General features: G+C 71.6%; 16 protein-coding genes. 5 read left to right on the top strand and 11 right to left on the bottom strand.

All coding sequences use genetic code 11. From position 1 onward, the window contains the following. Positions 1–9 precede the first annotated feature (9 nt). Positions 10–1,401 (bottom strand): hypothetical protein, encoded by a 1,392-nt coding sequence (locus tag ACSDR0_RS15695; RefSeq protein WP_435289527.1) that lies wholly within the window; start codon positions 1,399–1,401, stop codon positions 10–12. Positions 1,402–1,547: 146 nt separating this feature from the next. Between ACSDR0_RS15695 and ACSDR0_RS15690 the strand changes: the two genes are divergently transcribed. From ACSDR0_RS15690 to ACSDR0_RS15675, 4 genes are all read left to right on the top strand, one after another. Next, the gene (locus ACSDR0_RS15690) at positions 1,548–2,906 is read left to right on the top strand and encodes an ABC transporter substrate-binding protein (protein ID WP_435289526.1); all 1,359 of its coding nucleotides are present in this window, start codon (positions 1,548–1,550) and stop codon (positions 2,904–2,906) included. 79 nt (positions 2,907–2,985) lie between these two features. After that, positions 2,986–4,479, top strand: a complete 1,494-nt coding sequence (locus ACSDR0_RS15685) for a glycoside hydrolase family 36 protein (protein WP_435289525.1) — start codon at positions 2,986–2,988, stop codon at positions 4,477–4,479. A 23-nt stretch (positions 4,480–4,502) separates the two neighbouring features. After that, positions 4,503–5,708 (top strand): ROK family protein, encoded by a 1,206-nt coding sequence (locus ACSDR0_RS15680; RefSeq protein WP_435289602.1) that lies wholly within the window; start codon positions 4,503–4,505, stop codon positions 5,706–5,708. A 136-nt stretch (positions 5,709–5,844) separates the two neighbouring features. Further along, entirely contained in the window at positions 5,845–7,059 is a 1,215-nt protein-coding gene (locus ACSDR0_RS15675) for a cysteine desulfurase-like protein (RefSeq protein ID WP_435289524.1), read from the top strand. A gap of 117 nt (positions 7,060–7,176) precedes the next feature. Here ACSDR0_RS15675 and ACSDR0_RS15670 read toward each other — a convergent pair whose 3' ends face one another. The 3 genes from ACSDR0_RS15670 to ACSDR0_RS15660 form a co-directional block, all read right to left on the bottom strand. After that, positions 7,177–8,991 (bottom strand): hypothetical protein, encoded by a 1,815-nt coding sequence (locus ACSDR0_RS15670; protein WP_435289523.1) that lies wholly within the window; start codon positions 8,989–8,991, stop codon positions 7,177–7,179. A 57-nt stretch (positions 8,992–9,048) separates the two neighbouring features. Next, entirely contained in the window at positions 9,049–10,164 is a 1,116-nt protein-coding gene (locus ACSDR0_RS15665) for an NAD(P)H-dependent flavin oxidoreductase (RefSeq protein WP_435289522.1), read from the bottom strand. 231 nt (positions 10,165–10,395) lie between these two features. Then, positions 10,396–11,310 carry a DUF3068 domain-containing protein gene (locus ACSDR0_RS15660; RefSeq protein ID WP_435289521.1) on the bottom strand — a complete coding sequence of 305 codons (915 nt, stop codon included), beginning with the start codon at positions 11,308–11,310 and terminating at the stop codon, positions 10,396–10,398. A gap of 129 nt (positions 11,311–11,439) precedes the next feature. Between ACSDR0_RS15660 and ACSDR0_RS15655 the strand changes: the two genes are divergently transcribed. After that, positions 11,440–12,648, top strand: coding sequence for an acyltransferase family protein (locus tag ACSDR0_RS15655; RefSeq protein ID WP_435289520.1), 1,209 nt, complete (start codon positions 11,440–11,442; stop codon positions 12,646–12,648). Here the strand turns inward: ACSDR0_RS15655 and ACSDR0_RS15650 are convergent. The 7 genes from ACSDR0_RS15650 to ACSDR0_RS15620 all read right to left on the bottom strand — a co-directional run bounded on the left by ACSDR0_RS15650 (position 12,596) and on the right by ACSDR0_RS15620 (position 24,447). Beyond that, a complete protein-coding gene (locus ACSDR0_RS15650) occupies positions 12,596–13,630 on the bottom strand; it encodes a DUF3068 domain-containing protein (protein ID WP_435289519.1) in 1,035 nt (344 codons plus the stop codon). The two genes, ACSDR0_RS15655 and ACSDR0_RS15650, sit on opposite strands and share 53 nt — an antisense overlap. Beyond that, positions 13,627–17,934 (bottom strand): alpha-(1->3)-arabinofuranosyltransferase domain-containing protein, encoded by a 4,308-nt coding sequence (locus ACSDR0_RS15645; protein ID WP_435289518.1) that lies wholly within the window; start codon positions 17,932–17,934, stop codon positions 13,627–13,629. The genes ACSDR0_RS15650 and ACSDR0_RS15645 overlap by 4 nt, the downstream gene beginning before the upstream one ends. Further along, positions 17,935–19,206 (bottom strand): glycosyltransferase family 4 protein, encoded by a 1,272-nt coding sequence (locus tag ACSDR0_RS15640; RefSeq protein WP_435289517.1) that lies wholly within the window; start codon positions 19,204–19,206, stop codon positions 17,935–17,937. Positions 19,207–19,414: 208 nt separating this feature from the next. After that, positions 19,415–19,546, bottom strand: a complete 132-nt coding sequence (locus ACSDR0_RS15635) for a hypothetical protein (RefSeq protein WP_435289516.1) — start codon at positions 19,544–19,546, stop codon at positions 19,415–19,417. Between the two features lie 140 nt (positions 19,547–19,686). After that, positions 19,687–21,198 (bottom strand): hypothetical protein, encoded by a 1,512-nt coding sequence (locus ACSDR0_RS15630; protein ID WP_435289515.1) that lies wholly within the window; start codon positions 21,196–21,198, stop codon positions 19,687–19,689. A gap of 142 nt (positions 21,199–21,340) precedes the next feature. Further along, on the bottom strand, positions 21,341–22,105 hold the full coding sequence (locus ACSDR0_RS15625; RefSeq protein WP_435289514.1) for an FkbM family methyltransferase: 765 nt from the start codon (positions 22,103–22,105) through the stop codon (positions 21,341–21,343). Between the two features lie 113 nt (positions 22,106–22,218). Then, positions 22,219–24,447 (bottom strand): acyl-CoA dehydrogenase, encoded by a 2,229-nt coding sequence (locus ACSDR0_RS15620; protein ID WP_435289513.1) that lies wholly within the window; start codon positions 24,445–24,447, stop codon positions 22,219–22,221. Positions 24,448–24,453 lie beyond the last annotated feature (6 nt).

Genomic DNA, 24,453 nt, shown 5'->3' with positions numbered 1-24,453 from the left:
GGCCCGGGGTCAGGAGACCCGGGTCCGGCCGAGTGTGAGCCAGCCGGGAACGGTGGTGTCCTGGCCGGCGTTGGCGAAGCGCAGCGGCATGCCGCTCCGCAACGGGTTGGCGGCCCGCAGGACCAGCGTGTAGTCGCCCTTCCGCAGGCCCGCGGCGGGCAGGGCGGCGGTGAGCTCGGCCGGGACGCCGGGCATGACGCCGGTCAGCTTCCACGACGTCGTCCAGGTTTTGGCGATCCGGCCGTCGCGGCCGACGGCGGCCACCTGAAGGGGCCAGTCGTAGGAGAACGGGGCGACGCCGTCGTTCTGGATCCGGAGGGCGAGGTCGAGGCCGTGGCGCCGGTGGCCGGTCCTCACCGCGGTGACCCGCAGCAGGTAGCCCAGCGACTTCGCGCCGGCCAGGGCCTTGTCGTAGGCGGCGCCCGTGTAGCCGGGGCTGAAGGCGTAGTGGTTGAGCAGCCAGGAGGCGTGGGTCTGGGTGACGCCGTCGGCGAAGTTCTTGTCTCCGTCGCTGGCGCAGTCCATCGGGGTGTTGAAGATGCAGCCCTGTAGTTCGGGCCGGAGTTCACCGGCGACCGGAGCGGTCTTCCACTTGTCGGTGGTCCCGGCCTGCCCCATCAGGTCCATGAAGTGCCAGCCGGGCCCCGGCAGGGTGGAGTAGGCGAAGGAGTCGTCGTGGTAGCCCATGTCGAGCGCCTTGTTGTCGGCGCTGGGATAGCGGACCATGAGTTTGGTCTTGTCGAACGCCTCGTCGAAGGCCCGCAGCACCCTGATCTGCCCGGCCTGGGAGGCGAACCAGTTCTCCGTTCCGGGGTCGCCGTTGTGCGGCCAGGTGTGCCACTCCCCCCAGAAGCCCAGCAGGCCGAGCTGGATGAATCCCGCCCGGGGGTCCCCGTCGTAGCGACGGCCGAGCGCGGCGATGAACCGGTCGAGCGCGGCGGCCAGGTTCGGGTCGTCGTAGTCGGGCGACACGCTCTGCCGGTTGTTTTCGAAGTCGTCGTACGGGCGGGTCAGCAGGCCCTGGTCGAGCAGGAATTTCGGAATGCCGCTGGGCTTGCCCGGATAGTCCAGATAGAACCGGAACGCCGCCTGGTGACCTCGGGCGGCGATCGCGTTCAGCTGCTCTTCCAGGGGCCGCCAGTCGAACCGGTCGGGACCGGTCATCACCGCGTTCAGCGGCAGGTAGAACCACTCCATCGAGTGCGGGAACGTCGAATAGCCACCCGCGTAGGGGATGAAGCCCTTCAGCGGATTGGCGTCCGGAGCCTCCGCCGCCGGCAGGGCCCGCCAGCCTGGTCGCGCGGCCGCGGTCGAGCTCGGGGCGGGCAGCGCCGCCGCGACCGCGGCCAGGACGGCGACGAGCGCCATCCGGGCGGGCCGGTTGATCGGGGAGTGGACCATCGAAGCCTCCAGTGACGTCCGCCAAGGCATTTATGAGCCAGCCTTGACAAATTTTCGATGAGCCACATCATTATTCGAGAGAGTGAACAAGGCAAGAGGGAACTTTTCCCGACCCTCGGCCCCACCCCCCAGGAAGAGGCACCTCGATGATCAATAGGAAGCGGGTCGGCACAGCGCTGCTGTGCGGGCTGCTGGCGGGCACCACACTCACCGCGTGCGGCGGCTCCGAGACCGGCGACCCGGCGAACGGCCAGGTCACGCTCAACTACTGGCTGTGGGACGACAACCAGCAGGCCTCCTACCAGGCCTGCGCCGACGCCTTCCACGCCGCGAACCCGAACATCACCGTCAAGATCACTCAGACGGCCTGGGCGCAGTACTGGCAGAACCTGACCACGCAACTGGCCGCCGGCGAGGCCCCGGACGTGTGGACCAACCAGGTCTCGTACTACCCGCAGTTCGTCTCCAGCCGGCAGCTCCTCGACATCCAGCCCTACGTCGACGCCGACAAGGTCGATCTGAGCCAGTACCAGGATGGGCTGGCCGACCTCTGGACCAAGGACGGCAGCCGGTACGGGCTGCCCAAGGACTGGGACACCGAGGCGATCGTCTACAACAGCGAGATGCTCGACAAAGCCGGCGTCAAGGCCGCCGACCTGGCCGACCTCACCTGGAACCCTGCCGACGGCGGGACCTTCGAGCAGACCATCGCCAAGCTCACCGTCGACGACAAGGGCCGCAACGGCCTGGACCCGGCCTTCGACAAGGACAACGTCAAGGTCTACGGGTACCAGCCGGAGTGGAACGACGGCTCCCAGGGCCAGAACGGGTGGGGCGAGCTGGCCGCCGCCAACGGCTTCACCTACCTGGACAAGAACCCGTGGGGCACCAAGTACAAGTACGACGACCCCAAACTGATCGAGACCATCGGCTGGTACAAGGCGCTGACCGACAAGGGGTACGCGCCCCGGTTCGACAAGCAGTCGACGCTCGGCATCGACGCGGTGATGAACTCGGGGAAGGCCGCGCTGACGATCGCGGGCTCCTGGACCATCAACACCTACCTGGGCGCCGACGCCAAGCAGAAGTTCGCGCTCGCCCCCCTGCCCGTCGGCCCGGCCGGAGTCCGCAAGAGCGCCATCAACGGCCTGTCGGACGCGATCTGGGCGGGCACCAAGAACAAGGACGCCGCGTGGAAGTGGGTGAAGTATCTCGGGTCGTCCGACTGCCAGGACGTGGTCGGCGGCAACGCCGTGGTGTTCCCCGCGATCAAGACCTCGACCGAGAAGGCGCTGGCCGCCCACAAGGCCAAGGGTCGTGACGTGCAGGTGTACGTCGACTACACCAAGACTCCCGGCGGCACGTTCATTCTGCCGATCACCGAGCACGGCACCGAGATCAGCCAGATCGTGCAGGACGCCCTGCAGTCGGTCATTCTCGGCCAGTCCGACCCCGCTGAGGCGCTGACGAAGGCGAATCAGCAGGTCAACGGCCTGTTCGGCTGACCGTTCCATCCTCTGCCCCGTTCGGCGGGATCCACGCTGAGCATCCCGCCGGACGGCCACCGCTGCTCGAAGGAGAACCATGCCCCTGCTCGTCGACCTGGCCGGGCGCGACTTCGCGGTCGAACTCACCGGTTCCGAGCCCCCCGAGCCCGTCGGCGGCGGTCTGGTCCTGCCGCCAGGCCGGATCGCGATCCTGCACGGTCTCGGCGACGCCCTGTTCTACCGCCACGGCCAGAACTCCTGGAGCCCGTGCGGATGGCGGCGCCTCAGCGAGGCCCCGCTGCGGATCGCCAACCCCCAACGGCGCCTCACCGCCGACGACACCGTCTGGGACGATCCGGCCCGCCACCACTCCTCGGCCGTGGCCGCGCTGCAGGGCCCCGACGGCCGGGTGCTGCTGCTGGGCTCGCTGGGACTCGGCACCCCCCGCCTGGCCGCCGACCACGACACCCTCGTCGGCTGGTGCGAGGACGATGGCGCGCCCTGGTTCATCGCCTACGGCCCCGAGCAGGAGGTCTTCGCTCACTACGCCGAGCGGCTGGCCGAGAGGCTGGGCAGCAGCGACCGGCGCGCCGGCAACGTGTGGTGCACGTGGTACGCCTACTACGAGGGCATCACCGAACAGCTGCTGAACAAGGACATCGCCGCGCTGGCCGGTCTGCCGTTCGACGTCGTCCAGATCGACGACGGCTGGCAGCGGGCCGTCGGAGACTGGCGGCCCAACGACAAGTTCCCCTCCGGGATGCGGGCCCTGACCGAGCGGATCACCTCGTCCGGGATGAGCGCGGGCCTGTGGCTCGCGCCGTTCATCGTGCTGCCCACCTCGGCGACCGCACGCGAGCATCCCGAGTTCCTGCTGCGCGACGCCGGCGGGGAGCCGGTCGTCGCCGGCCACAACTGGGGCGTCGGCTACTGGGCCCTCGACGTCACCCACCCCGGCGTCCAGGCACACCTCACCGAGCTGATCCACCGTGTGGTTCACGAATGGGGATTCGACTACCTCAAACTCGACTTCGTCAACGCCGGCGCCGTCCCCGGCGTCCGCCACTCCGGGGCACCTCGCGAGCAGGCCTACCGGGACGCGCTCGCCCTGATCCGCCGGGTCGCGGGCCCCGAGGTCTACCTGCTCGGCAGCGGCGCTCTGCTGCTGCCCTCGCTCGGACTGGTCGACGGGCTGCGCAGCGGCCCCGACGTCGCCCCGCTGTGGACCAACTACGCCAGTGACGACCCCTCGGACGCGATGGCCTTCAACGCCGTCGTGAACACGCTGCACCGGTTGTGGCAGTCCCCGCTCGCCCAGGTCGACCCCGACATCGTGTACTTCCGCAGCCGCCTCAACCTGCTCACCGACACCCAGATGAGCTGGCTGCACGATCTCGCCGCGATCTGCGGGTTCAAGGCCGTCTCCGACCCGCCGTCCTGGCTCAACCCCGACGAGCTCGAACACATGGTCGCCTACCTCGGCCGGCAGCCCGAGATCGTCCAGGAAGGCAGGTACCGTTTCACCGTCGACGGCCGCCCCGTCGACTTCACCGCCGCGCTGAACCTGGGGCAGCAGTATCCGATCTCGTGACGTGCCGCTAGAATTTCGCTTTGGTGAAGCATAATTGGGGGCACTTCAGTGACGCTGAATTGGGGGTAGCGGTGACCGAGGCGGCCGGAGTCGATGTCAGCAAGCTCCGCGAGCTCAACTCGCTCAGCATCGTCCGGGCGATGCGGGGTCAGCCACCCGCCACCGTCACCGAACTCGCCGCCCGCACCGGTCTGTCCCGGCCAGGAACCGACGTCGTGGTCCGCGGGCTGGTCACCGACGGATGGGTGAAGGTCGTCGAACCCGACGGCAGCAGCGTCGGCCGCCCGGCCCGCCGCTACCACTTCAACGCCGACGCCGGGTACGTGCTCGGCGTCGACGTCGGCGGCCACAAAATACTCGTTCTGCTGGCCGACCTCGAAGGAAAGGTCCTGCGCAGCCACCGGCTGGCGGTCGAGCCCGACGCCGACCCGGCCGCGCGCCTCAAGGCCGTCGACACCGCCATCACCCAATGTCTGACCGCCGCCGGGATGCGGCCGGACCAGATCTGGGCGGTGACGGTCGGGGTGACCGGCCCCGTCGACGCGACCGGCCGGACCACGCTGTTCACCCCGCTGCCGGGCTGGGCGAGCGTCTCTCCCGCCGAGCACCTCGCGACCCGGTTCGCCTGCCCGATCCTGGTCGAGAACGACTGCAAGCTCGCCGCCGTCGCCGAACGCTGGCAGGGCGCCGCGCAGGACGCCGACGACATCGTCTACCTGCTGGCGGGCATGCGAACCGGCGCCGGTCTCATCCTCGACGGCACCCTGCGGCGCGGCTATGGCGGAGCGGCCGGCGAGATCGGCGCGCTCAAAGCGGTCCGCTGGCTCTCCGCCCCCTCCCACATCGAGAACTGCCCCGGGGTTCCCGGCGACATCCATCCCAACGACAAGGCCGCCTGGGTCTTCGAACGCGCCCGCGAAGGCGACCGCGACGCCAGAACCGCGCTCCGCCGCTACGTCAAAGACCTCGCCGTCGGCGCCGCGGCCCTCGTGCTGACCCTCGACCCGCAGGTCGTCGTCCTCGGCGGTGGCTACTCCCGCTCCGCGGACCTCATCATCGACCCGCTCGCGCACGAGCTACGCCGCCTGTGCCTGCGCGTCCCCGAGATCAGGGCGTCCAACCTCGGCGCGGACAGCGTCGCCCTCGGCGCTCTGCGCGTCGCCCTCGACCAGATCGACGCGCGACTGTTCACCGACGGAATGCCCGCGCCCCTCATCCCCCGCCCGTGAGTGCCCGGTCCTGATCGGGAAGGGAGCGGCCACGGCGTCCGCCCATCGCCGGCGGATCCGGCCGTGACCCCCTCCTCGTACCCTGGAGATCCACCCAAGGAACAGAACGGGTGGTCACCGTGATCTTGGAGAATCCATGACGTATGACGTGGCGGCCGTACGGGCGCACTTCCCCGCGTTGGACGAGGGCGCGGCGCACTTCGACGGGCCGGGGGGCTCGCAGGTGCCCGAGCCGGTCGCGGAGGCCGTGGCCGGTGCGCTGCGTGCCGCCGTCTCCAACCGGGGTGTCGAGACCGCCGCCGAGCGGCGCGCCGACGGGATCGTGACCGAGGCGCGCCGGGCGATGGCCGACCTGCTCGGCGCCACGCCGGGCGGCATCGTGTTCGGCCGGAGCATGACGCAGCTCACCTACGACATGGCCCGCGCGCTCGCCAAGGAGTGGAGCCCCGGTGACGAGGTCGTGGTCACCACGCTGGACCACGACGCGAACATCCGGCCCTGGGTGCAGGCCGCCGAGGCGCGCGGGGTCACGGTGCGCCGGGCCGACTTCGACCCGGAGAGCGGCGAGCTGGACGTCGCCGCGATCACCGGCCTGCTCACCGGGCGCACCAGGCTGGTGGCCGTCACGGCCGCGTCGAACCTGCTGGGCAGCCGCCCGGACATCCCGGCGATCGCCGAGCGGGTGCACGCGGCCGGGGCGCTGCTCTACGTCGACGGCGTGCATCTGACGCCGCACAGCCTGGTCGACGTCGGGCGGCTGGGCGCCGACTTCTACGCCTGCTCCCCGTACAAGTTCCTCGGGCCGCACCTGGGCGTGCTCGCCGCCGACCCCGGCCTGCTGGAGACGGTCCACCCCGACAAGCTGCTCCCCTCCAGCGACGCGGTGCCCGAACGCTTCGAGCTGGGCACGCTGCCGTACGAGCTGCTCGCCGGCACGACGGCGGCGGTCGACTTCCTGGCCGCTCTCGTACCGGGCGAGGGGACCCGGCGCGAACGCCTGACCAGCTCGATGACCGCGCTGGAGGGGCACGAGAGGGTGATGCTCGACCGGCTCGACGCCGGTCTGGCCGAGATCACCGGGGTGACCTTGTACGGCGCGACGTCGCGCAGCCGCACCCCCACGACGCTGTTCTCCGTCGACCACGTCAGGCCCGCCGACGCCTACCGCTTCCTGGCCGAACGCGGCGTCAACGCGCCCGCGAGCAGCTTCTACGCGCTGGAGTGCTCCCGCCGCCTGGGCCTCGGCGACACCGGCGCCCTCCGCGCGGGAATCGCGCCCTACACCGACGAGTCCGACGTGGACAGGTTGCTCAAGGGCGTCCACGAGCTGGCCGGCTCACGCGACGGGTAGATCAGGGCCGGAAGCCTCCGCCGTCCTCACCCGATTCGCCGCGACCGAGCCCGGCCGTCCACCGTGCGAGGCCGTCGCCACGCGGCCGGCCCGCGTGCGCGGCGCGGGGCGGCGCGGCTAGAAGGGGACCGGGCCGCCGAAGAGGCCGCCGATGACGCAGACCTGGGTGTCGGGCGACAGGACCTCCACCCGTACGGAGGCGCCCGGGGCGGTGAAGGGGATGTGGATCCTGCCGGCTCCCTGTTCGAGGACGATCTCGACCTCCTGCTCCCCGACGTGCACGTAGGCCGCCGTCCGGGCGGTGGAGCGGTAGTCGAGGCCGAGGACGACCATGCCGCCCTTGTGCGCGAGGGGGATCGAGATCAGGCCGCCCCGCTGGGGGAAGCAGCCGCCGGGGGCGGCGACGTAGGGGCCGGTGAGGCGGGCCGGGACGAGACGGCGCCCGGTGGCGTCGAGCACGAGCGGGGCGGTGGCGGGCCGGGGGTTGCGCATGAGGGCGGCCAGCTCGGGCGGGGCCAGCGGGCTGAGGGTGAGGTGGCTGAGCCCCTCGTCCCCGTACCCGAAGCCGAACTGGTCGTAGGGGGTCTGCTGGGGGTAGACGTCACTGCCCGGCGGGGCGGAGGCCAGCGTGGTCCGCACCGAGGCGAGGTAGGAGCGGATCTCGGCCCGGCCCGGCTCCGTCCCCGTCACGTATCTCTGCGCGGAGTAGACGGAGAAGGCGGCGACTCCGGCCGCCAGCAGCACGCAGCCGGCCCTGACGGCGGCGCGGGCCGGGATCCGGCTGCGGTACGGGCGCGCCTCGCCCAGCAGCGGGAGCGTCGCCAGCGCCAGGCAGAGGGCGAGCACCGGGGTCACGTCCGCGAGGTAGCGGGCCTCCTCGCCCAGGGCGCGGTCCAGGGAGCGTCCGGCCAGGATCGGCACCATCAGGAGGGGCGGATAGACGCAGAGGATCAGCCACGCCTTCCACGCCCCCCGCCTGAAGACCAGGGTGACGGCGACGACCACCGCGATGAGCAGCCAGGACGCGCCGATCAGCAGCGGCGGCGGGACCGCGTAGAACTTGTACCACCAGGGCCCGGGGCCTCCGGCCGCGAGCACGGGGAGGGTGACGCCCAGCATGCGCGCCATGGCCCTGCCCGCCACCTCCGACGCGGGCGCCCCGATGGCCTGGCCGTGCAGGCGGTCGAGCTGCAGGAAGAACAGGATCGAGTAGGCGCCCGCCATGACCGCGTACGCGCCGAACGCCGTCGCCAGGGAGCGCAGGCGCTCGCGGACCGGAAAGTACAGGACAGTGATCATGACGAGCAGCAGGGGGATGGCGAAGACGGCCTTGAGGTGGAAGGAGCCGAGCCCGAACAGGAACCACAGCCCCGTCACGAGTGCGTCCACGCCCCGCCCCGACCGCAGGAACGTCACGTGGGAGGCGACCGCCATGGCGATGGCGGCCTGCAGCGGCAGGGCCTGGACCGCCGCCGCCCACCAGTAGAAGGCGGGCAGGGCCAGCGGCGTGAACAGGTAGAGGGACAGGGGCACCAGGATCGCCCAGCGGGCCCCGAACAACACGCGCAGCATGCGGTACACGGCGAGCGAGGCGGCGAGCTGGAAGAGCAGCAGCGCCGCCGCGGTCACCGTCCAGTTGTACGCGCCGAGCGAGGTGACGACCGTGTTGGCGATCATCCCGACCGGCATCACGTGCGCGGAGTAGACGCCGAAGAGGTAGTCGAGCCCGAACGGCTCGGCCGCGGCCCGGCCCACCATGTTGAGGTCGTCGCCGAAGAAACCGCCCCGCTGCAGGATCGCGGCCCGCCAGACCAGCTGGGCCACGACGAGGACGAGCGCGGCGCCGAGTACCCGCCGATCCCCCGGAAAGACCCGCGAGGGTCCGCTCAGGGGATCGGTGACACGGTCGGTGACCTGGGGGGACGCCATCATTCTCCAAACTCATCGGCTCTGATGAGTTCTTAGCCCATTCGTCCAGGTATGAGCTACCTACTCGTTGGTAATGCGGCCCAATCGTTCCATTGCCTCGACGTACTGCTCGATCATGCCGAAGACGACGTCCCGGGTGGACCTGACCTGGTTCATCGCGCCGATGATCTGCCCGGCGGGGAAGGTCGCCAGCTCGGTCGCGTCGGAACGGCCGATCCGGCGGAGCGCCTCGGAGATCAGCATGAACTGCAGCGGCATCGGGAGCGTGCCGGGCGACTCCTGGGACTCCCAGGCGTCGGTCCACTCGTTCTTGAGCAGCCGGGCGGGCTTGCCGGTCCAGGACCGCGAGCGCACGGTGTCGCGCGAGGTGGCCTCCAGGATGCGGCGCTTGACCACCTCGGAGGTGTCGGCCTCCTCCACGGCGAGCCAGATCGAGCCCGTCCACACGCCCTCGGCGCCGAGCGCGAGCCCGGCGGCCATCTGCCGGCCGTCGCCGATGCCGCCCGCGGCGAGTACGGGGACGTCGACGGCGTCCACCACCTGCGGGATGAGGACCATCGTGGAGATCTCCCCGGTGTGCCCGCCCGCCTCGGTGCCCTGGGCGACGACGATGTCCACCCCGACCTCGACCTGCTTGATCGCGTGCCGGGGAGTGGAGGCCAGCGCGGCGACCTTCACCCCCTTGGCGTGAGCCTGGTCGACCACGTCGGCGGGCGGCGGGCCCAGCGCGTTGGCGAGCAGCGCGATCGGGTGCCGGAGCGCCACCTCGACCTGCGGACGGGCGGTGGCGTCGGTCCAGCCGAGCAGCACCCTCCCCGCGTCCGCGTCGGCCGACAGCGGCGGCACGCCGTGGGCGGCGAGCAGGCCGTCGACGAACTCCCTGTGCCCCTGGGGGATCATCCCCTGGAGCCGTCCCACGAGGTCCTCCGGTGAGTCGACGCCGAGGTCGGAACCGGCGTACGAGGCGGGCATGACCACGTCGACGCCGTACGGCCTGCCGTCGACGTGGTCGTCGATCCACTTGAGCTCAATTTCGAGCTCCTCGGGGGTGAAGTAGAGGGCGCCGAGCACGCCCATACCCCCCGCGCGGCTGACCTCGGCGACGACGTCACGGCAGTGACTGAACGCGAAGATCGGCAACTCAATCCCGAGCATCTCGGTAACACGTGTCCGCATGCTGCGACTGTACGACCGCTCCAAACTAACTGCAACGCGTTCTAGTGTAGAACCTTTCTTCTGGTCGAGAACCTAAGCTACTCGTGAGTAATGAAGAGGCGAAAAAAGGTGGAACGTGTTGCAGTGACGTTCGCCGGGAACAGGAAAGAGGGAGGCCGCGGGCGTGTGCCCGCGGCCTCCCTCGGTCGTTCTCCGTCGTCGTCCGTCAGGGGCTCGGACGCCCCCGGGCTCTCAGACGTCCCTGCGGCGCCTTATGAGCAGAAGGCCGGTGACGACCAGGACCAGGCCGACCAGCAAAAGCACCAGCGGGATCGTGGTCTTGAGCATCGTGATGCTGTTCCTGCTGTCGAGCGCGTTCTTGACCAGGCCGTCCTCGGTCTCCTGGGTCATCTTCGCGGTGGCGACGAGGGCCAGCGAGCGTTCGATCCCGTCCTGGGTCTTGAGCACCTCGTGGCGCTGCTGCTCCTGCCGCACCGGAGAGCCGGTGGCCGGCTCGATCCAGAAGGTGTTGACGCCGTCGTAGACGCGGTCCACCTGCACGTCACCGGTCTCGGTCATGCCGAGGACCGAGGCAGGGGCGGTGATGGTGTCGGTCTTGGTCGGCGGGATGGCCTGCTCGAACCTGTAGACGGACAGCCCCCCGACCTGCTCCTCGGCGACGAACTTGGCGTCGAACGCCTTGCCGGTGGTCGAGTTGAACACGCTGTACGTCTTCTTCTCGACGTCGAAGGGCCACTTGTAGATCTGGCCCTGGAGCTGCACGGGCTTCTTGTCGATGTTGACGGCGCAGCAGTTGACGCCCTCGCCCGTGTACTTGTTGAACGCGCTGCGGCGCTCGGAGATCGAGATGTTGGGGTTGCCGTTGGTGACGTCGTTGATCGCGGTGAACTCGTCCCAGACGACCCGGTCACCCTCGGCCCCGGTGACGTCTCCCCTGGTGGTGACGGTAATGTCGAGGTCGCCCGTCATCACCTTGAGATCGCCGATGCTGAAGTACTGCGCCCCGATGGCCTCCAGCTTGCTGACGCCGTACTGGTCGGCGGGGGCGGCGATGAGACTGGACGCCACCTGGAACCGTACGAGTGGCGCGAGAACAATGAGGAATGCCCCGATTCCGATCAATACCAAACCGATGACGCGACGCATCGCTCCTCCAAGGGCCGTCCGCTATACATGTATCCCGATCGCCCTATAACAAGTTCCATTTCGCGATATGTTAGTGCTGGGAATCATCTACGTCACCAGGGATGCCAAAAAGTGACCGAAACAGGTTCTATGCCGGTTCGGCGGGAGTTGACCGGCAGGGACGTACGGGATCTTCCCGCGGTCGGCGGGCATCTCGACGCCATGGACGGCGTCCGCGCGGTCGCCTCCTTCGGCGTCCTGCTCTATCACGTGGCGAGCACGACGGGCGCCTCCCTCCAGGAGGGATTCCTTCCCGCCCTGCTCTCCCGGGGCGACATCGGGGTGCCGATATTCTTCCTGCTCTCCGGCTTCCTCCTCTACCGGCCCTGGGCCCGGGAGGCCATGGAGGGCAAGGCGCACCCCGGCACCGGCGACTACCTGTGGAAGCGCGCGCTGCGCATCCTACCCGCGTACTGGCTCGTGGTCGCCGTCGCGCTGTCGCTGTGGTCGTGGCCGCAGGCGGCCGACCCGGTCAGCTGGCTGCCCTTCCTGCTGCTGGTGCAGAACTACGTCCCCGACCCGTGGTGGGCCGGCGCGAGCCCGCCGGGGCTCGGGCAGATGTGGAGCCTGTCGGTCGAGATGACCTTCTATCTCGCCCTCCCGCTGATCGCCGTCGCGCTGCGCGCCCTGGCCCGGCGCGGCGCGGACCCGGTGGCCAGGGCCCGGCTGCTGCTCACCGGCATCTGCGCGCTCGCCCTGGTCTCCCCCCTCTGGGCGATCTACAGCCACGTCCCGGTGCACCGGCCCGAACTCGGGCTCTGGCTCCCCCGGTCGATGCTCTACTTCGCAACGGGCATGGCGCTGGCCGTCGTCTCGCTCTGGGCGCACGCCGAGACCGACCCGGACGCCCCGGTGCGGCGGCTGACCAGAGGGTTGCGCGAGTCGTGGGTGACCTGCTGGATCATCGCCGCCCTCGTCTACGCCGTCGCGGCCAGCCCCGTCGCGGGGGGCCGCCTCTTCGAGATCCAGGACCTGTGGACGGACATCTTCGAGATGACCCTCTACACGGTCTTCGTCCTGGCCCTGCTCTCTCCCGTGGCCCTGCAGACCTCCGAGCCCTCGCCGCTGCGCTCACTGCTCGGCAACCGGGTGATGCGCTATCTCGGCCGCATCTCCTACGGCGTCTTCCTGTGGCAGTTCGTGGTGATCGTGGGATGGTACGAGCTGACCGGGCAGCAGACCTTCACCGGCGGCCTGCTGACGACCCTGGTGGTGTGCACCGCGTTCACCGTGTTACTCGCCGACCTCAGCCACCGGCTGGTCGAGGCTCCGGCGCTGCGGCTCCGCCGCCGGCGCTGACCCCGTCTCCGCCGTCCCCACCGTCCCCGCCGAGACCGTCCGCGGGAGCGGGACCATCGGGAGCGGGGGCGCGGACCCGCACGCGCAGGCCCGCCACCAGCAGCAGCGCGCCGAGTACGGCGCACGACAGCGGGATCACCCGGTTGACGAGCGTCGACCAGCGGCGGAACTGCTCCGCCTCCCCGGCGTTCCACCGCTCGTCCCCGGTGCTGGTGCGCATGTCGGCGGCGAGCGCGACCAGCCGCCCCCGGCCGTCGAGGGTGCGCAGGGTCTTGACCAGGTTCTCCCTGAATCCGATCACCATGCCGCTCTCCGGCTCCACCCAGAAGGTGCGGGTCCCGTCGAGGTAGGCGTTGACGGGGAACGGTTTCTCGCCGCCCAGGCCGAGGACCGACCCGGGCAGCTCCATGGCCTGCTGGACGAGCCGCTCGTTGACCAGGCGCTGCGCGTAGCGGTTGACCCGGACGCCGTACAGGGTCTCGATCCCCTCGAAGCGGGCGGCCACCGGGCGCCGGACGAGCGGGTCGTAGACCTGGTAGGCGACCGGCCTGGCGTCGAAGGGCCAGCGGAACACCAGCCCGCGCGGGGCGGGGTCGGCGTTCTCGTCGACGTAGTTCTCGCAGCAGTTGACCGCCTGCCCCGTACGGCGGTCGAAGGCCGCGCGCCGCTCGTGATAGTCGACGCGCCGCCCGTCGCGGGTGGCGAGGGAGACGAACTCGGTCCACACCGCGACGTCGGGCGTGGACCTGACCATGTCCCCGTACCTGGCCACGGCCGTCTCCAGCGGGACGCCCCGGTGCGTGCTCAGGGTGGCGGCGTCGAAGTAGGAGCCCGACTCGGTGGTCAGCTTGGTGATCCGGTCCTGCGCGGCGGGCAGGACCAGGCCGCTGGGATACACGTAGAGGCGCACCAGCGCGGCCAGCGTGATCAGGAAGGCACCGGCGACCAGGACGAGCACGCCGCGCAGCCTCTGGTCGATCATCGTCGCTCCGCGGGTCGGAGGGGACCGTCCTGCGTCCGTACCCGCAGCCACGGGCGGGACGGCGGGGGCACGCGCGCCGCGGCGAGCAGCAGGCCCAGCGCGACCAGGCAGAGATACTGCGCCGCCACCGCCCCGGCGTCTCCGCCGTAGCCGAGCGCGAGACCGGCCGCGCCGAGCGCCGCCACCACGGGGAACGGCGTGAGCAGCACCCGGCCGATCCGGTACGGCCGGCCACCGGCGCTGTGCTCGGCCCCGGCGACGCCCCGCAGCCACAGGGCGAGCGCCGCGACCAGACCGGCCAGCGCGGCACCGGCCCAGCCCTCGGCCAGGAGGCCCAGCGCGGGGGCCAGCGGCCACAGCCAGGCCGCCCGCACCACCGCGGGCGGCGACGCCGGAAGCCTCCGGGCCGGGCGGGGCCGGGCCAGCGCGAGCACGACGACCAGCGCGACCAGCGCCCAGCCCGCGATCAGCGACGTCCGGTAGAGGCCGTCGGGGGTGTACGTCATCACGACGGTCCCGCTCCCGGGGGGCAGGAGCCACGCCTGCCGCCAGCCGTCCAGCCGGGCCGGTTCCAGCACGCGCCCGCCGAACGACGCCTGCCAGCCCCTGTTGAAGTTCTCGCCGAGCGCCAGATAGGAGGGCTCCGTCGTGGAGACCCTGACCCGGCGCTCCCCCGCGTCCCAGCTCTCGACGGTCGCGGGCCGCAGGGTCACCGGCGCCGCCGCGCGCTCGGTGCCTCCGGCGCCGCCGGTGACGCTCCCGCCGTTCCCGGTGCTCCCGGCACCACCCTTGGCGCCGCTCTTGACGGTGCTCTTGGCGCCGCCCTCGACGCCCCGGCCTTCGCCGTTCCCGCTTCCGGCGCTCTCGCTCACATCGCTTCCGCGCCCGGCGCCTCCGGTGGCGCGCAGGACCATCGAGTCCACCCGGAAGCCCTGCAGCGCGGCGGCGCGCACCCGCAGCGTGCCACCCCGCGTCCACACCGCCTCGCAGGCCCGGTAGCCGACCGGACGGCCGTTGAGCAGGTCGCCCAGGGTCCCGCTGTGGATCTCCGTGGGCGTCTCGACCCCGTTGACGGTGAGCGTCGGGCCGAACCCGCAGGGCATCCTCACCGGCTGCGTGTCCGGGGTGGGCAGCGGCGCGACCCCCGGAACGGCCACCCCGAGCACCTCCATCCGCCAGGAGCCGAGGGCGCCGAAGGTGAGTTTCACCTGGCTCGCCCTCATCGGCGCGAAGCGGATCCACCCGTCCTTCGAGGCCCAGGCGTACCGGACGCCGCCGTCGGTCGTGATGGTGACCCGGACCGGCGGGGCGCCCAGCCTGGTGTCGGGGAAGTCGACGCGCAGGCGGGACAGGGTCACCTTCCTGCCCAGCTCGACGGAGAGCGAGGGCGTCAGGTCCTTGTCCCCGGCGTACCAGATGGTCCTGCGGTCGTCGTCGAAGGCCGCGTAGGCGCCGGTGGCCGGGATGTCGCCCGCGGTGGAGGAGGCCGTGGCGCGCGGGAAGCTCCCGGCGGGCATCAGCACGGTCTCGGCCACCCGCTGGTCGGCGAGCACGGCCCTGCCCTCCAGCACGCGCCTTCCGGTGGCGACGGGAACCGAGCGGTCGAAGGCGTAACCGTCCTCGCCCACGAAGCGCAGCCTGTTCGCGCAGGTCCAGGCGTAGGAGCCGAGCATGCAGCCGGGGGCGGCGTCCGTCCGGCTGGTCACGACCGTCTGTCCCGGCGACGCGGGGTCCGCCGAGGAGGCCCCGGGCACCACGAGCGTGCGCCCGGGGCGGACCCCGGAGATGGACAGCTCGGTGATGCCGACCCGGGGGTTGGGGTCGCGAAGGACGCCGGTGACCCGGATCCGAATCCTGGACGTCCTGCCCGGCGGGACGTTCAGCCGCTCCCACAGCGAGGTGAGGCCGAGCCGGGTGCGCACCCTGCCGGTGTCGGTCTCCACCATGACCTCGGAGACCGTCACCGCGTCCTCAGAGCGTTCGAAGACGGCCTGGATGGAGGGCACCGAGATCGGCTCGGTGAGCTGGACCTCCAGCCACTGCTCGGTGGGCGGCTTCCAGCCGGTGGAGCGCCAGCCGGTGCGCAGGTCGAAGTCCACCGCGGCGTACGGCTGCTGCCCGCCGTCGCGGGTTCCGGGGGTCACGCCGAGCCTGGACTGCGAGGAGGAGGCGGTGACCCCCTTGATCCCGCTGAGGACGGCGACCGTCTTGGGCTCCGCCCAGGCGGGATCGGTGAGGTCGTGGACGGGCCCGTAGCCCTCGTAGGGCTCATCCGGCGTCATCGTCTCGCCGTACGGCCTGCGCAGGTCACTCACCACCAACTCGCGCCGCCGCATGGTGTCGGTGAGCACGGTGTCGGCCGCGGGGATCGCGTCCGCGCCGGGGTCGTCGCCGAGGATCACCGGCCGGTCGTCGCCGAGGACGCCCTCCTCCGCCATGGTGAGCAGCGCCTCGGGGCCGCCGGAGACCCGCAGCGGCCGTTCCGCGGCGACCGTGCCGACGACGGGACGCGCCCCGGCGACCTCGTAGATCTCCAGGGACGTGTACGGCTGGTCGAGCCAGCCCGCGCCGGTCTGGGAGTCCTCGAAACCGACCGTGGGCCCGAAGCCGCGCACCCGGCTCAGGCCGGGAGAGCGGTCCAGCGCCTCGTGCACGCGGGCGGGCCACGCGTCGCCGAAGGCGACCCTGTCGAGGTCGTTGCGGATCAGCAGGTAGCGCACGCCCATCCGGCGCAGCGTCAGGGTGAGCCCCTCCGACCCCTGGCCGTTGGCGAAGCGGTCGTCGATCGCCTTGACGAGCCGGTTGGAGCCGGCCGTGCCCCACGGCACGATCGTGTTGCTCACCCAGCGGGCCTTCTTCAGCAGCGGCTGGAACGGCTCGTCGAGCGGGCGCCCCCAGGTGTACTCGCCCCGCCGGGCCCCCGGCAGGACCAGCACGGTTCCCTGGTCGGCCCGCTCGTCCAGCCAGGAGGCCGCCTGCCGCCAGTGCTCGGGGACGTCGGCGAACGCGCCGCTCGGGGCGATGCCCGCGGCGGCGACGGGGACGAGGGTCAGCCCGACCAGCCCGGCCCCCGCCACCGCGACGGGGATGCGGACCACGGCCCTGCGCGCCCCCACGTAGGAGATGAGCGCGGCGAGTCCGAGCACCAGCGGCAGCCGTACGAGCGCGTTGAACTTGTGCAGGTTGCGGAACGGGGCGAGCGGGCCGTCCAGCAGCGCCCGGAGGGGTTCGGCGAGCGGCCCGGTGTGTCCCGCGACGAGGATGGCGACGCCCAGGAGCGTGGTCAGGAGCAGGAAGAGCCGCTCGGGCGTGCGCACGAGGGTGAGCCCGGCCAGCCCCAGCCCGGCGACGAGCGCGGTGACCAGCACGAGCCAGGGCACCGTGGCGTGCTCGTAGGCGGCGGGCAGGTAGGGGCGGCCGTCCACCGGCAGGAAGGCCACCCAGCTGTTCATACCGCGCAGCACGTTGGTCAACGAGCCCACGACCGTGGTCGTCCACGCGTTCTCGGTGAAGGGCATGAAGGAGAAGACGTACCGGCCGAGCATCACCAGGGGAGCGAGCCACCAGAACGACACCGCGGCGATCGCGCCGAGCCACCAGGCGATCAGCCGCCGCTTGCGCGGGCCGCGCGCCCGGGTCAGCAAATAGATCATCGGTACGACGAGCACGGCCAGCTCGGCGGCGGCGTTGACGCCGCCCGCGAACAGGAACACCAGCGCCGACAGGCACGCGGCCCTGCGCGGGCTCATCTCCCCCCGCGCGCCCCTGACGAGGAAGAGCAGCACCCAGGGCAGGACCGCACTGGGGGCGAACTCCACGGAGTTGAACCCCATGAGCGCCTGCGCGTGCGGGGCGAGCGCGTAGGCGAGACCGGCCAGCACCCCGGCGAGCTGCCCGCCGATCCGCAGCGCCCTGGCCACCTGGGCGACGCCGACGAAGGCCACGCACAGGATCAGCGTCACCCAGAGCCGCTGCACCACCCACGGGGGCATGCCCGCGTTGATCAGGAGGGTGTAGAAGGGACCCATCGGGAAGATGTAGCCGTACGCCTGGTTCTGCAGGTGTCCCAGATAGTCCTGGTCCCACATGTTCAGCGCCTGGGAGAGGAAGCCGATCGGATTGATCGGCATGTCCAGCTTCGTCTCGGCGATGAGCATGCCCGGCGCCATGTTGAAGGCGACGGCCGCGAGGAAGAGGCATCCGGCGAGCAACCTGAGCCTGCGGCGGAGTCCGGTGTCGGAGGCTCCGAACTCGGAGGGAGGTGCGGAAAGGCGGCGGATCCACGCCTCGGAGATCACAGTCACTTATGGCGGGTCGGTCTCACCCGCGGCGAGACAGAGATCGGATACATGAAGGTAACGACCGTTTTTAGATAGTTCTGTGGTGATTAATCCGGTCATCGTAGCGCCCGTTCTCCCCCACGTGAACTCGGCGGCCCAGAGCCTGCACGCCTGCTGGATCTCCTCGCGCCTGGCCGGGTCCGACAGTTCCCTCAACGCGCGGTCCACCACGTCGGCCAGCGCCTCCCCCTCCCTGACCAGCCAGCCCGTGACACCGTCGCGCACCGAGTCGCGCAGTCCCGCGACGTCGAAGGCGACGGTCGGGACGCCGAGGGCGGCGGCCTCGATCACGGTCAGCCCCCAGCCCTCGAACTCCGAGGCGGTGATGTTGACCCGCGCCGCCCCCAGGATCGCGTTCTTGGCGGCCTCGGGCAGGAAGCCGTGCAGGTGGACCCGGTCCCGAAGGCCGCGGCGGGCGGCGTGGGCCGCGAGCCGCTCCTGCTCGCAGCCGCGCCCGATGACGTGCACGTGGATGCCGGGCCAGGCCTCTTCGAGGTCTCCGGCGAGGTCCACCACCCGCTCGACGCGCTTGTGGCCCACGAGCCTGCCGAGGTAGACCACGGCGGGGTCCCCCGCCACGTCCCCGCCGCTCGCGACCAGGCGCGCCGCCGGGCTGCCGTTCGGGATGACCTGGATCGGCGCGAGCCAGCCGAGCCGCTCGCGCAACTCGTTCCTGGAGGACTCCGAGACCGTGACGGTCGCGCGACGCCGGTAGACCAGCCGGGCGACCGGTCCCTCGACGAAGCAGCCAATACGGGCCAGCCAGCGCGGGAAGAAGGCGTAGAACTGGCGGTCGTGCACGTGGTGCACCAGGGAGATGACGACCGTGCGCCGTCTCACGACCAGGGGGGCGAAGAAGGGGATGCCGTTCATGCAGTCGATGACGGCGTCGAAACGCCGGCGCCGCAGCAGCATCCAGAGCGGGACCAGCAGATAGACCAGGAACGGGTTACCCATCCGCCGCAGCGCGATGCCGTCGCGCACCTCGGCCGAGGACTGCCCGGCCTCCCTGGAGGTGACGAAGGTGACCGACGCCCCCTGCCCCGCCAGGTGGCGGCTGACCTGCCAGGCGTACTCCTCGGCGCCGCCCGCCACCGACTGCAGCGGCTCGCGGAAGTTCAGGACGGCGACGCGCACCCCGCGCATGGACGGCCGCTGCCGCGCCGTCGCGGCCACCAGGCCGGCGGGGGGCGGGCCCGACGCCCGGTGGGTCGCTCTGGCGCCCTGTCCGGCCACGACCACTCCTATCTCCGTACGACATCTCCCTGCGCGACGCATCTCCGCGTGAATGTCTCTGTCCGACATGCGAGAACGGCGGTACCGGGGAGTTTTCGCGCATGCGGCTGCCGGGCCCTGTCTCGTCGACGTGATCCGGAGCGGGTCTCCCCGCGCCGGGGGCCGGATGCTCAGGTGAGCGTCGGGGCCGGCTCGCGGCCCCGACGCGTCACCTGGTGCCGTAGTTGTAGAGCGGCCTGTTGGGCGGCTCGGGGGTCGGCGCCGCGACGTTCACGACGGCTACCGAGGCTCCGACCGCCAGCACTGCCCCTACCGCCAGAGCGGCAATCACTCGCAACACCCGAGTTCTCCCTCCAACGCGTGGTCGTGCGGTCTGCCCGACAGTAGAACCTGATACAGGTCTTCAGCTAGTCAATCGGTAAAAATGTGATAAATAATGTTACCAGCTGGTAAATCACGGCATAGTTGCATCTCAGAGGATCAGAGGTGGAAGAGAAGCAGGTCCTGACCAGCGAAGATCAGTCGTGCGCCGGGAAGCCTGGAACGGAACAAGTTCTCGTTCGGCCTCTGGATCAGCACGTGACTGATCCCCTCCGCGGCCAGCGACCCGGTCAGGGGGCCGGACCCCGCGAGGACCGCCCCGACCCTGCGCGCCAGCGGATCCTCGGTGGCGAGGGTGAGCGTACGGCCGTCTCCCAGCCCGACCGGCAGGCCGTCGTTCCAGACGACCCTGCGCTGGAAGAGCTTGACCGCCGGGTCGAGCACCACCCGGCCCCCGTTCCAGCCGAACGCCCGGTAGCCTCCCCACGGCAGCGTCAGCAGCGCCCCCGGCGCGGGATCGGCGTCCACGATGCTCCGCACCCTGGACCAGTCCGGCGGGTAGTCGGCCGCGACCAGCCGGCCGAACGCCCCCATCGCGAAGGTGGGCAGCACCAGCAGGGGCAGCACGAGCATGCCGGGGCGGACCGCCGGGGACAGGCGCGCGGTCACCGCGGCCAGGCCGACCGCCTGCAGCAGGGCGAAGGGGGCGAGGTAGAGCTGCCCGTCGCGAAGCGGCCCGAAGCCGGGCCACAGCCCGACCATCGCCTCCAGCACCCCCGGCAGGAAGGCCCCGGCACACCCCACCGCCAGCCCCGCCGCCGACGCGACCGCCAGCCCACCCCAGTACGCGGGCCGCCTTCCCGCGAGCAGGGCGTAGCCGGTCACCGCCACCGCGGCCACCGCCAGCCTGACCAGGGCCGACCACCAGGTCTCCTGTCCCGGCACGGCGGCCTCGGAGTTCCACACGCCCCCGAGGGTGAGCAGACTGCCGAGGGTGCCCAGCGGCCCGTCCGCCCGTGGCGCGAAGGCCCGCACCCCGGCGGGGTCGGTGACGGCGGCGCTGCCCAGCGCCGGGACCAGCCACGGCAGGCTCAGTACGGCGGCGACCAGCAGGGCGCGCGGGGCCCGGCGGCCCGCCACGGGCACGATCGCCATCACCGAGACGAGCATCGCCTGAAAGCCACCGATCGCCGCGGGGAGCAGCGCGAGGACCGTCCTCCAGATCCCCTCGCGGGTGACCGCGCGCACCGCCCACGGCAGGCCCGCGTACCCGAGCAGCAGTGCCCACTGGCCGAGCAGCAGCCGCTGGGCGAGGTAGACGTTCCAGGCGTAGAACGCCGCGGCGACCAGCCGGGCGACCCGGCGCTCCCCCGGCACCAGGGCCGCGGCACCCGTCGCGGCGAGCACGAAGATCCCCAGCAGGATCGCCTTCTGCACGAGCTGCCCGGGAAGGACCGACGAGAGCAGGGCCACCACGAGGTCACTCGGCACGGCGCGGGGAAAGCCGCCGCTCTCCGGCGAGATCGGCGGGTCCGGCACGAACACCATGTCGTAGCGGAGCACGAAACCGGGACCGAGCGCGGGCCAGAGCGCGAGCACCCCGAGGACCAGCCCCACCAGGGCCGGGGCCAGGCGCGCGGCCCATGGCCGGACGCGGTCGAGGCGGTTCACACCGGCCGCCACCCGGCCTGGCGGACGGGAGGGCTCGCGGACCTTCCCGCCGGGCGGCGAGCGGGAAAGGACACCGCCGCCGGGGGGCGAGCGGGGATGGACTCCGCGGCCGGGCGCGGGGCGGGAGTGCGAGGGGTGCGCACTACGAGGCGGCGGGGCGGAACAGCACCATGTTCACGTACTCGCCGCCGGGCTTGAGAAGACGGGAGATGAAGCTCCGCTCCACCTCGCCGACCGCCGCCTCCTGGTGGGCGGCCAGGTCGAAGCCGTCCAGCGGGACCCAGGCGCCGCCGGTGAGGACGGAGCCGGTGTAGCCCCACTCCGCGAGCTGGTCGACGACCAGGCCGATGTCCTGGTGCCGGGTCTCCAGCTCGACCAGCAGGAGGGGGCGGTCGCGGTGGACGGTCCGCTCGGCGCCGCGCAGGGCGGCGAGCTCGTGACCCTCCACATCGACCTTGATGAACCGGACGTCCCTCAGGTCCAGCTCGTCGATGGTGACGGTCGGGATGTCCACCGGCACACCCTCGCCGTGGACGAGCGAGGCCGTGGCCTCCGCTCCCCGCCCGCCGCCGGGTATCCACAGCCGCGCCGTACCCGACCTGTCCGAGGCACCCGCCGCGATCACCCGGACGTCGGGGAAGGTCCGCCCGAGCATGGCGGCCAGGCGGGGGTTGGCCTCGATCGAGACGACGTCGCAGCCGAGCCGCCGCAGCTTCGCGGTCCACGGCCCGTACCAGACGCCCACGTCGACGGCGGTGCCGCCGCGCGGCGCGAACTCCTCGGCACGGGCCAGCTCGGCGTCCAGCCGGGGGTAGACCCGGCGGATCACGGCGCCGAACCAGCGCAGCGGGATCGCACCGGCGACGGCACTCCGGACGACCACACCTGGCCGGAACCGCATTGGCATGCGCGAAGCCTAACCGAAGGGTCAAGCCCAACCCGTCCTGGACATGGTGGGTCTTGACGGGCGGCACCCGCCCGCCGGGAAAGCGGCGGGCGGGATCACGTACGGGAGTCAGGTCACTTGCCCGGCTCGGGGTCGCGGGGCAGGCCGAGCATGCGCTCGCCGATGATGTTGAGCTGCACCTCCGTGGTGCCGCCGTAGATCGTCATGGCCCGGGTGGAGAGCACGGCGCGGTTCCAGTAGCCCGCGTCGCCGAGCTTCATGTCGGCGGCGGTGACGGCCGAGGAGCCGAGCAGCGAGACCGCGCACTCCGAGACGTGCTGGGCGTGCGAGGTGGACAGGAGCTTGCGGACCGAGGCGTCGGCACCGGGCTCCAGGCCGGTCAGCTGCTTCAGGGTCACCCGCAGCCCGAGCGCGGCGATCGAGTGGCCCTCGCAGACGACGCGCGCCAGCTCCTGCCGCTCAGCCGCGGTCAGCTCCCTGCCGAGGCGCCCGACCAGACCGAGCAGGTCGGGTACGGACGAGCCGGTGCCGCCCGAGCCCGACGAGAGCGAGACCCGCTCGTTGGACAGCGTGTTCCTGGCGACCTTCCAGCCCTGGCCCACCTCTCCGACGACCAGGTCGTCCGGGACGAACACGTCGTCGAGGAAGACCTCGTTGAACAGGTTCTCCCCGGTCATCTCGGTGAGCGGCCTGACCGTGACGCCGGCGCCCTTCATGTCGACCAGGAAGTAGGTGATGCCCTCGTGCTTGGAACCCTCGGAGGAGTTGCGGGCGATGCAGATGCCCCACTCGGCGAAGTGCGCCACGGAGGTCCAGATCTTCTGGCCGTTGAGCCGCCAGCCGCCCTCGACCTTCTCGGCCTTCATCTGCACGTTCGCCAGGTCGGAGCCCGCGCCGGGCTCGGAGAAGAGCTGGCACCAGATCATCTCGCCGCTCAGCGTGGGCGGCAGGAAGCGCTCCTGCTGTTCGGGGGTGCCGTACGTGACGATCGACGGCACCACCCAGGCGCCGATGATCATCTGGGGCAGCCTGACCTTGGCCGCCTTGAGCTCCTGGAAGATGAGGACCTGCTCAAGCGGCTTGGCGTCGCGGCCCCAGGGCCTGGCCAGGTGCGGCATGACGTATCCGGCGCTCGCCAGAGCCCGCTTCTGCTCCTTGCCCTCCAGCGCGGCGAACCCGGCGATCTCGGCCCGGATGCCCTCGCGCAGCTCGGCGGCCTCCTCGGGCAGCTCGATCTCCAGCTCCCGGCTCACGCCGTTCAGGGCCAGCTCCGCGACCGACTCGGCCCACTCTCCCGAGGAGCCCAGCAGGGCGCGCAGGGTCAGCGCACGGCGGTAGTACAGGTGGGCGTCGTGCTCGTAGGTGTAGCCGATGCCACCGAAGATCTGGATGGCGTCCTTGGCGCAGAGCACGGCCGCGTCGGGGGCGACCACGCCCGCGATCGCGGCGGCGTAGGCGAGCTCGTCGGCCGACACCTCGGCGGCCTCGCCGGCCTTCACGGTGGCGCGGGCGGCGTCCCAGACGGTCGCGCGGGCCTGCTCCAGGGCGACGAGCATCCGGGAGGCCTTGTGCTTGACGCCCTGGAACTGCCCGATCGGGCGGCCGAACTGCACGCGCACCTTGGCGTACTCGGCGGCGGCGGTCACGCACCACGACGCGACGCCCGCGGCCTCCGCGCCGAGCACGATCGCGGCCAGGTTCAGGACCTCCGGACCCTGCAGCCCGTCGAGGACGCGCCCCGCCGGTACGGTGGCCGCGTCCAGCTCGACCTTGGCCACTCCCCGGGTGACGTCGAGCGCCGGGGCCGGGGTCACGGTCGCCGTGGAGGCGTCCACCGCGACCCACTCCTCGCCGCGGTCGGTGCTCACCGGGAGCACCAGGAGGTCGGCCGACGCGCCACCCAGGACCAGCTCGGCGGTGCCGCCGATCGTCAGGGTGCCGTCCTCGCCCCGGGTGCCGGTGATCGAGGCGCCCAGCGCGACCGCGCCGGTCAGCGTGCCGTCGGCGAGGCGGGGCAGGAGCTCGGCGTGGGCCTTGCCGTCGGAGGCGAGGATCACGGCGCTGGCGAGCACCGTGGGGACGTACGGGCCGGGGGCGACGCGCTCGCCGAGGGCCTCGACGGCGACGGCGGTCTCCAGCAGGCCGTAGCCGCTGCCGCCGTGCTCCTCGGGGATGTGCAGGCCGAGCAGGCCCTGGTCGGCCAGCCCTGCCCAGAAGCCGGGGCGCTCCTCACCCTCCGCCGCGATGGCGGCGCGCACGACCTCGGACGGGATGTTGCGCTCCGCCCACCCGGTCACCGACTCCCGGAGCGCCTCGTGCTCCTCGCTCAACCCGATCGCCATGACAGC

This window comes from Streptosporangium sp. G11 (genome assembly GCF_051192615.1).
Taxonomy (GTDB): Bacteria; Actinomycetota; Actinomycetes; order Streptosporangiales; family Streptosporangiaceae; genus Streptosporangium.
This window is presented reverse-complemented; position numbering and strand designations above follow the sequence as displayed.

What these genes read in the sequence shown, in the direction of transcription:
- ACSDR0_RS15695 (WP_435289527.1), bottom strand. Translation starts at nt 1,401, where the DNA reads ATGGTCCACTCCCCGATCAACCGGCCCGCCCGGATGGCGCTCGTCGCC.
- ACSDR0_RS15690 (WP_435289526.1), top strand. Translation starts at nt 1,548, where the DNA reads ATGATCAATAGGAAGCGGGTCGGCACAGCGCTGCTGTGCGGGCTGCTG.
- ACSDR0_RS15685 (WP_435289525.1), top strand. Translation starts at nt 2,986, where the DNA reads ATGCCCCTGCTCGTCGACCTGGCCGGGCGCGACTTCGCGGTCGAACTC.
- ACSDR0_RS15675 (WP_435289524.1), top strand. Translation starts at nt 5,845, where the DNA reads ATGACGTATGACGTGGCGGCCGTACGGGCGCACTTCCCCGCGTTGGAC.
- ACSDR0_RS15670 (WP_435289523.1), bottom strand. Translation starts at nt 8,991, where the DNA reads ATGATGGCGTCCCCCCAGGTCACCGACCGTGTCACCGATCCCCTGAGC.
- ACSDR0_RS15665 (WP_435289522.1), bottom strand. Translation starts at nt 10,164, where the DNA reads ATGCGGACACGTGTTACCGAGATGCTCGGGATTGAGTTGCCGATCTTC.
- ACSDR0_RS15660 (WP_435289521.1), bottom strand. Translation starts at nt 11,310, where the DNA reads ATGCGTCGCGTCATCGGTTTGGTATTGATCGGAATCGGGGCATTCCTC.
- ACSDR0_RS15655 (WP_435289520.1), top strand. Translation starts at nt 11,440, where the DNA reads ATGCCGGTTCGGCGGGAGTTGACCGGCAGGGACGTACGGGATCTTCCC.
- ACSDR0_RS15650 (WP_435289519.1), bottom strand. Translation starts at nt 13,630, where the DNA reads ATGATCGACCAGAGGCTGCGCGGCGTGCTCGTCCTGGTCGCCGGTGCC.
- ACSDR0_RS15625 (WP_435289514.1), bottom strand. Translation starts at nt 22,105, where the DNA reads ATGCCAATGCGGTTCCGGCCAGGTGTGGTCGTCCGGAGTGCCGTCGCC.
- ACSDR0_RS15620 (WP_435289513.1), bottom strand. Translation starts at nt 24,447, where the DNA reads ATGGCGATCGGGTTGAGCGAGGAGCACGAGGCGCTCCGGGAGTCGGTG.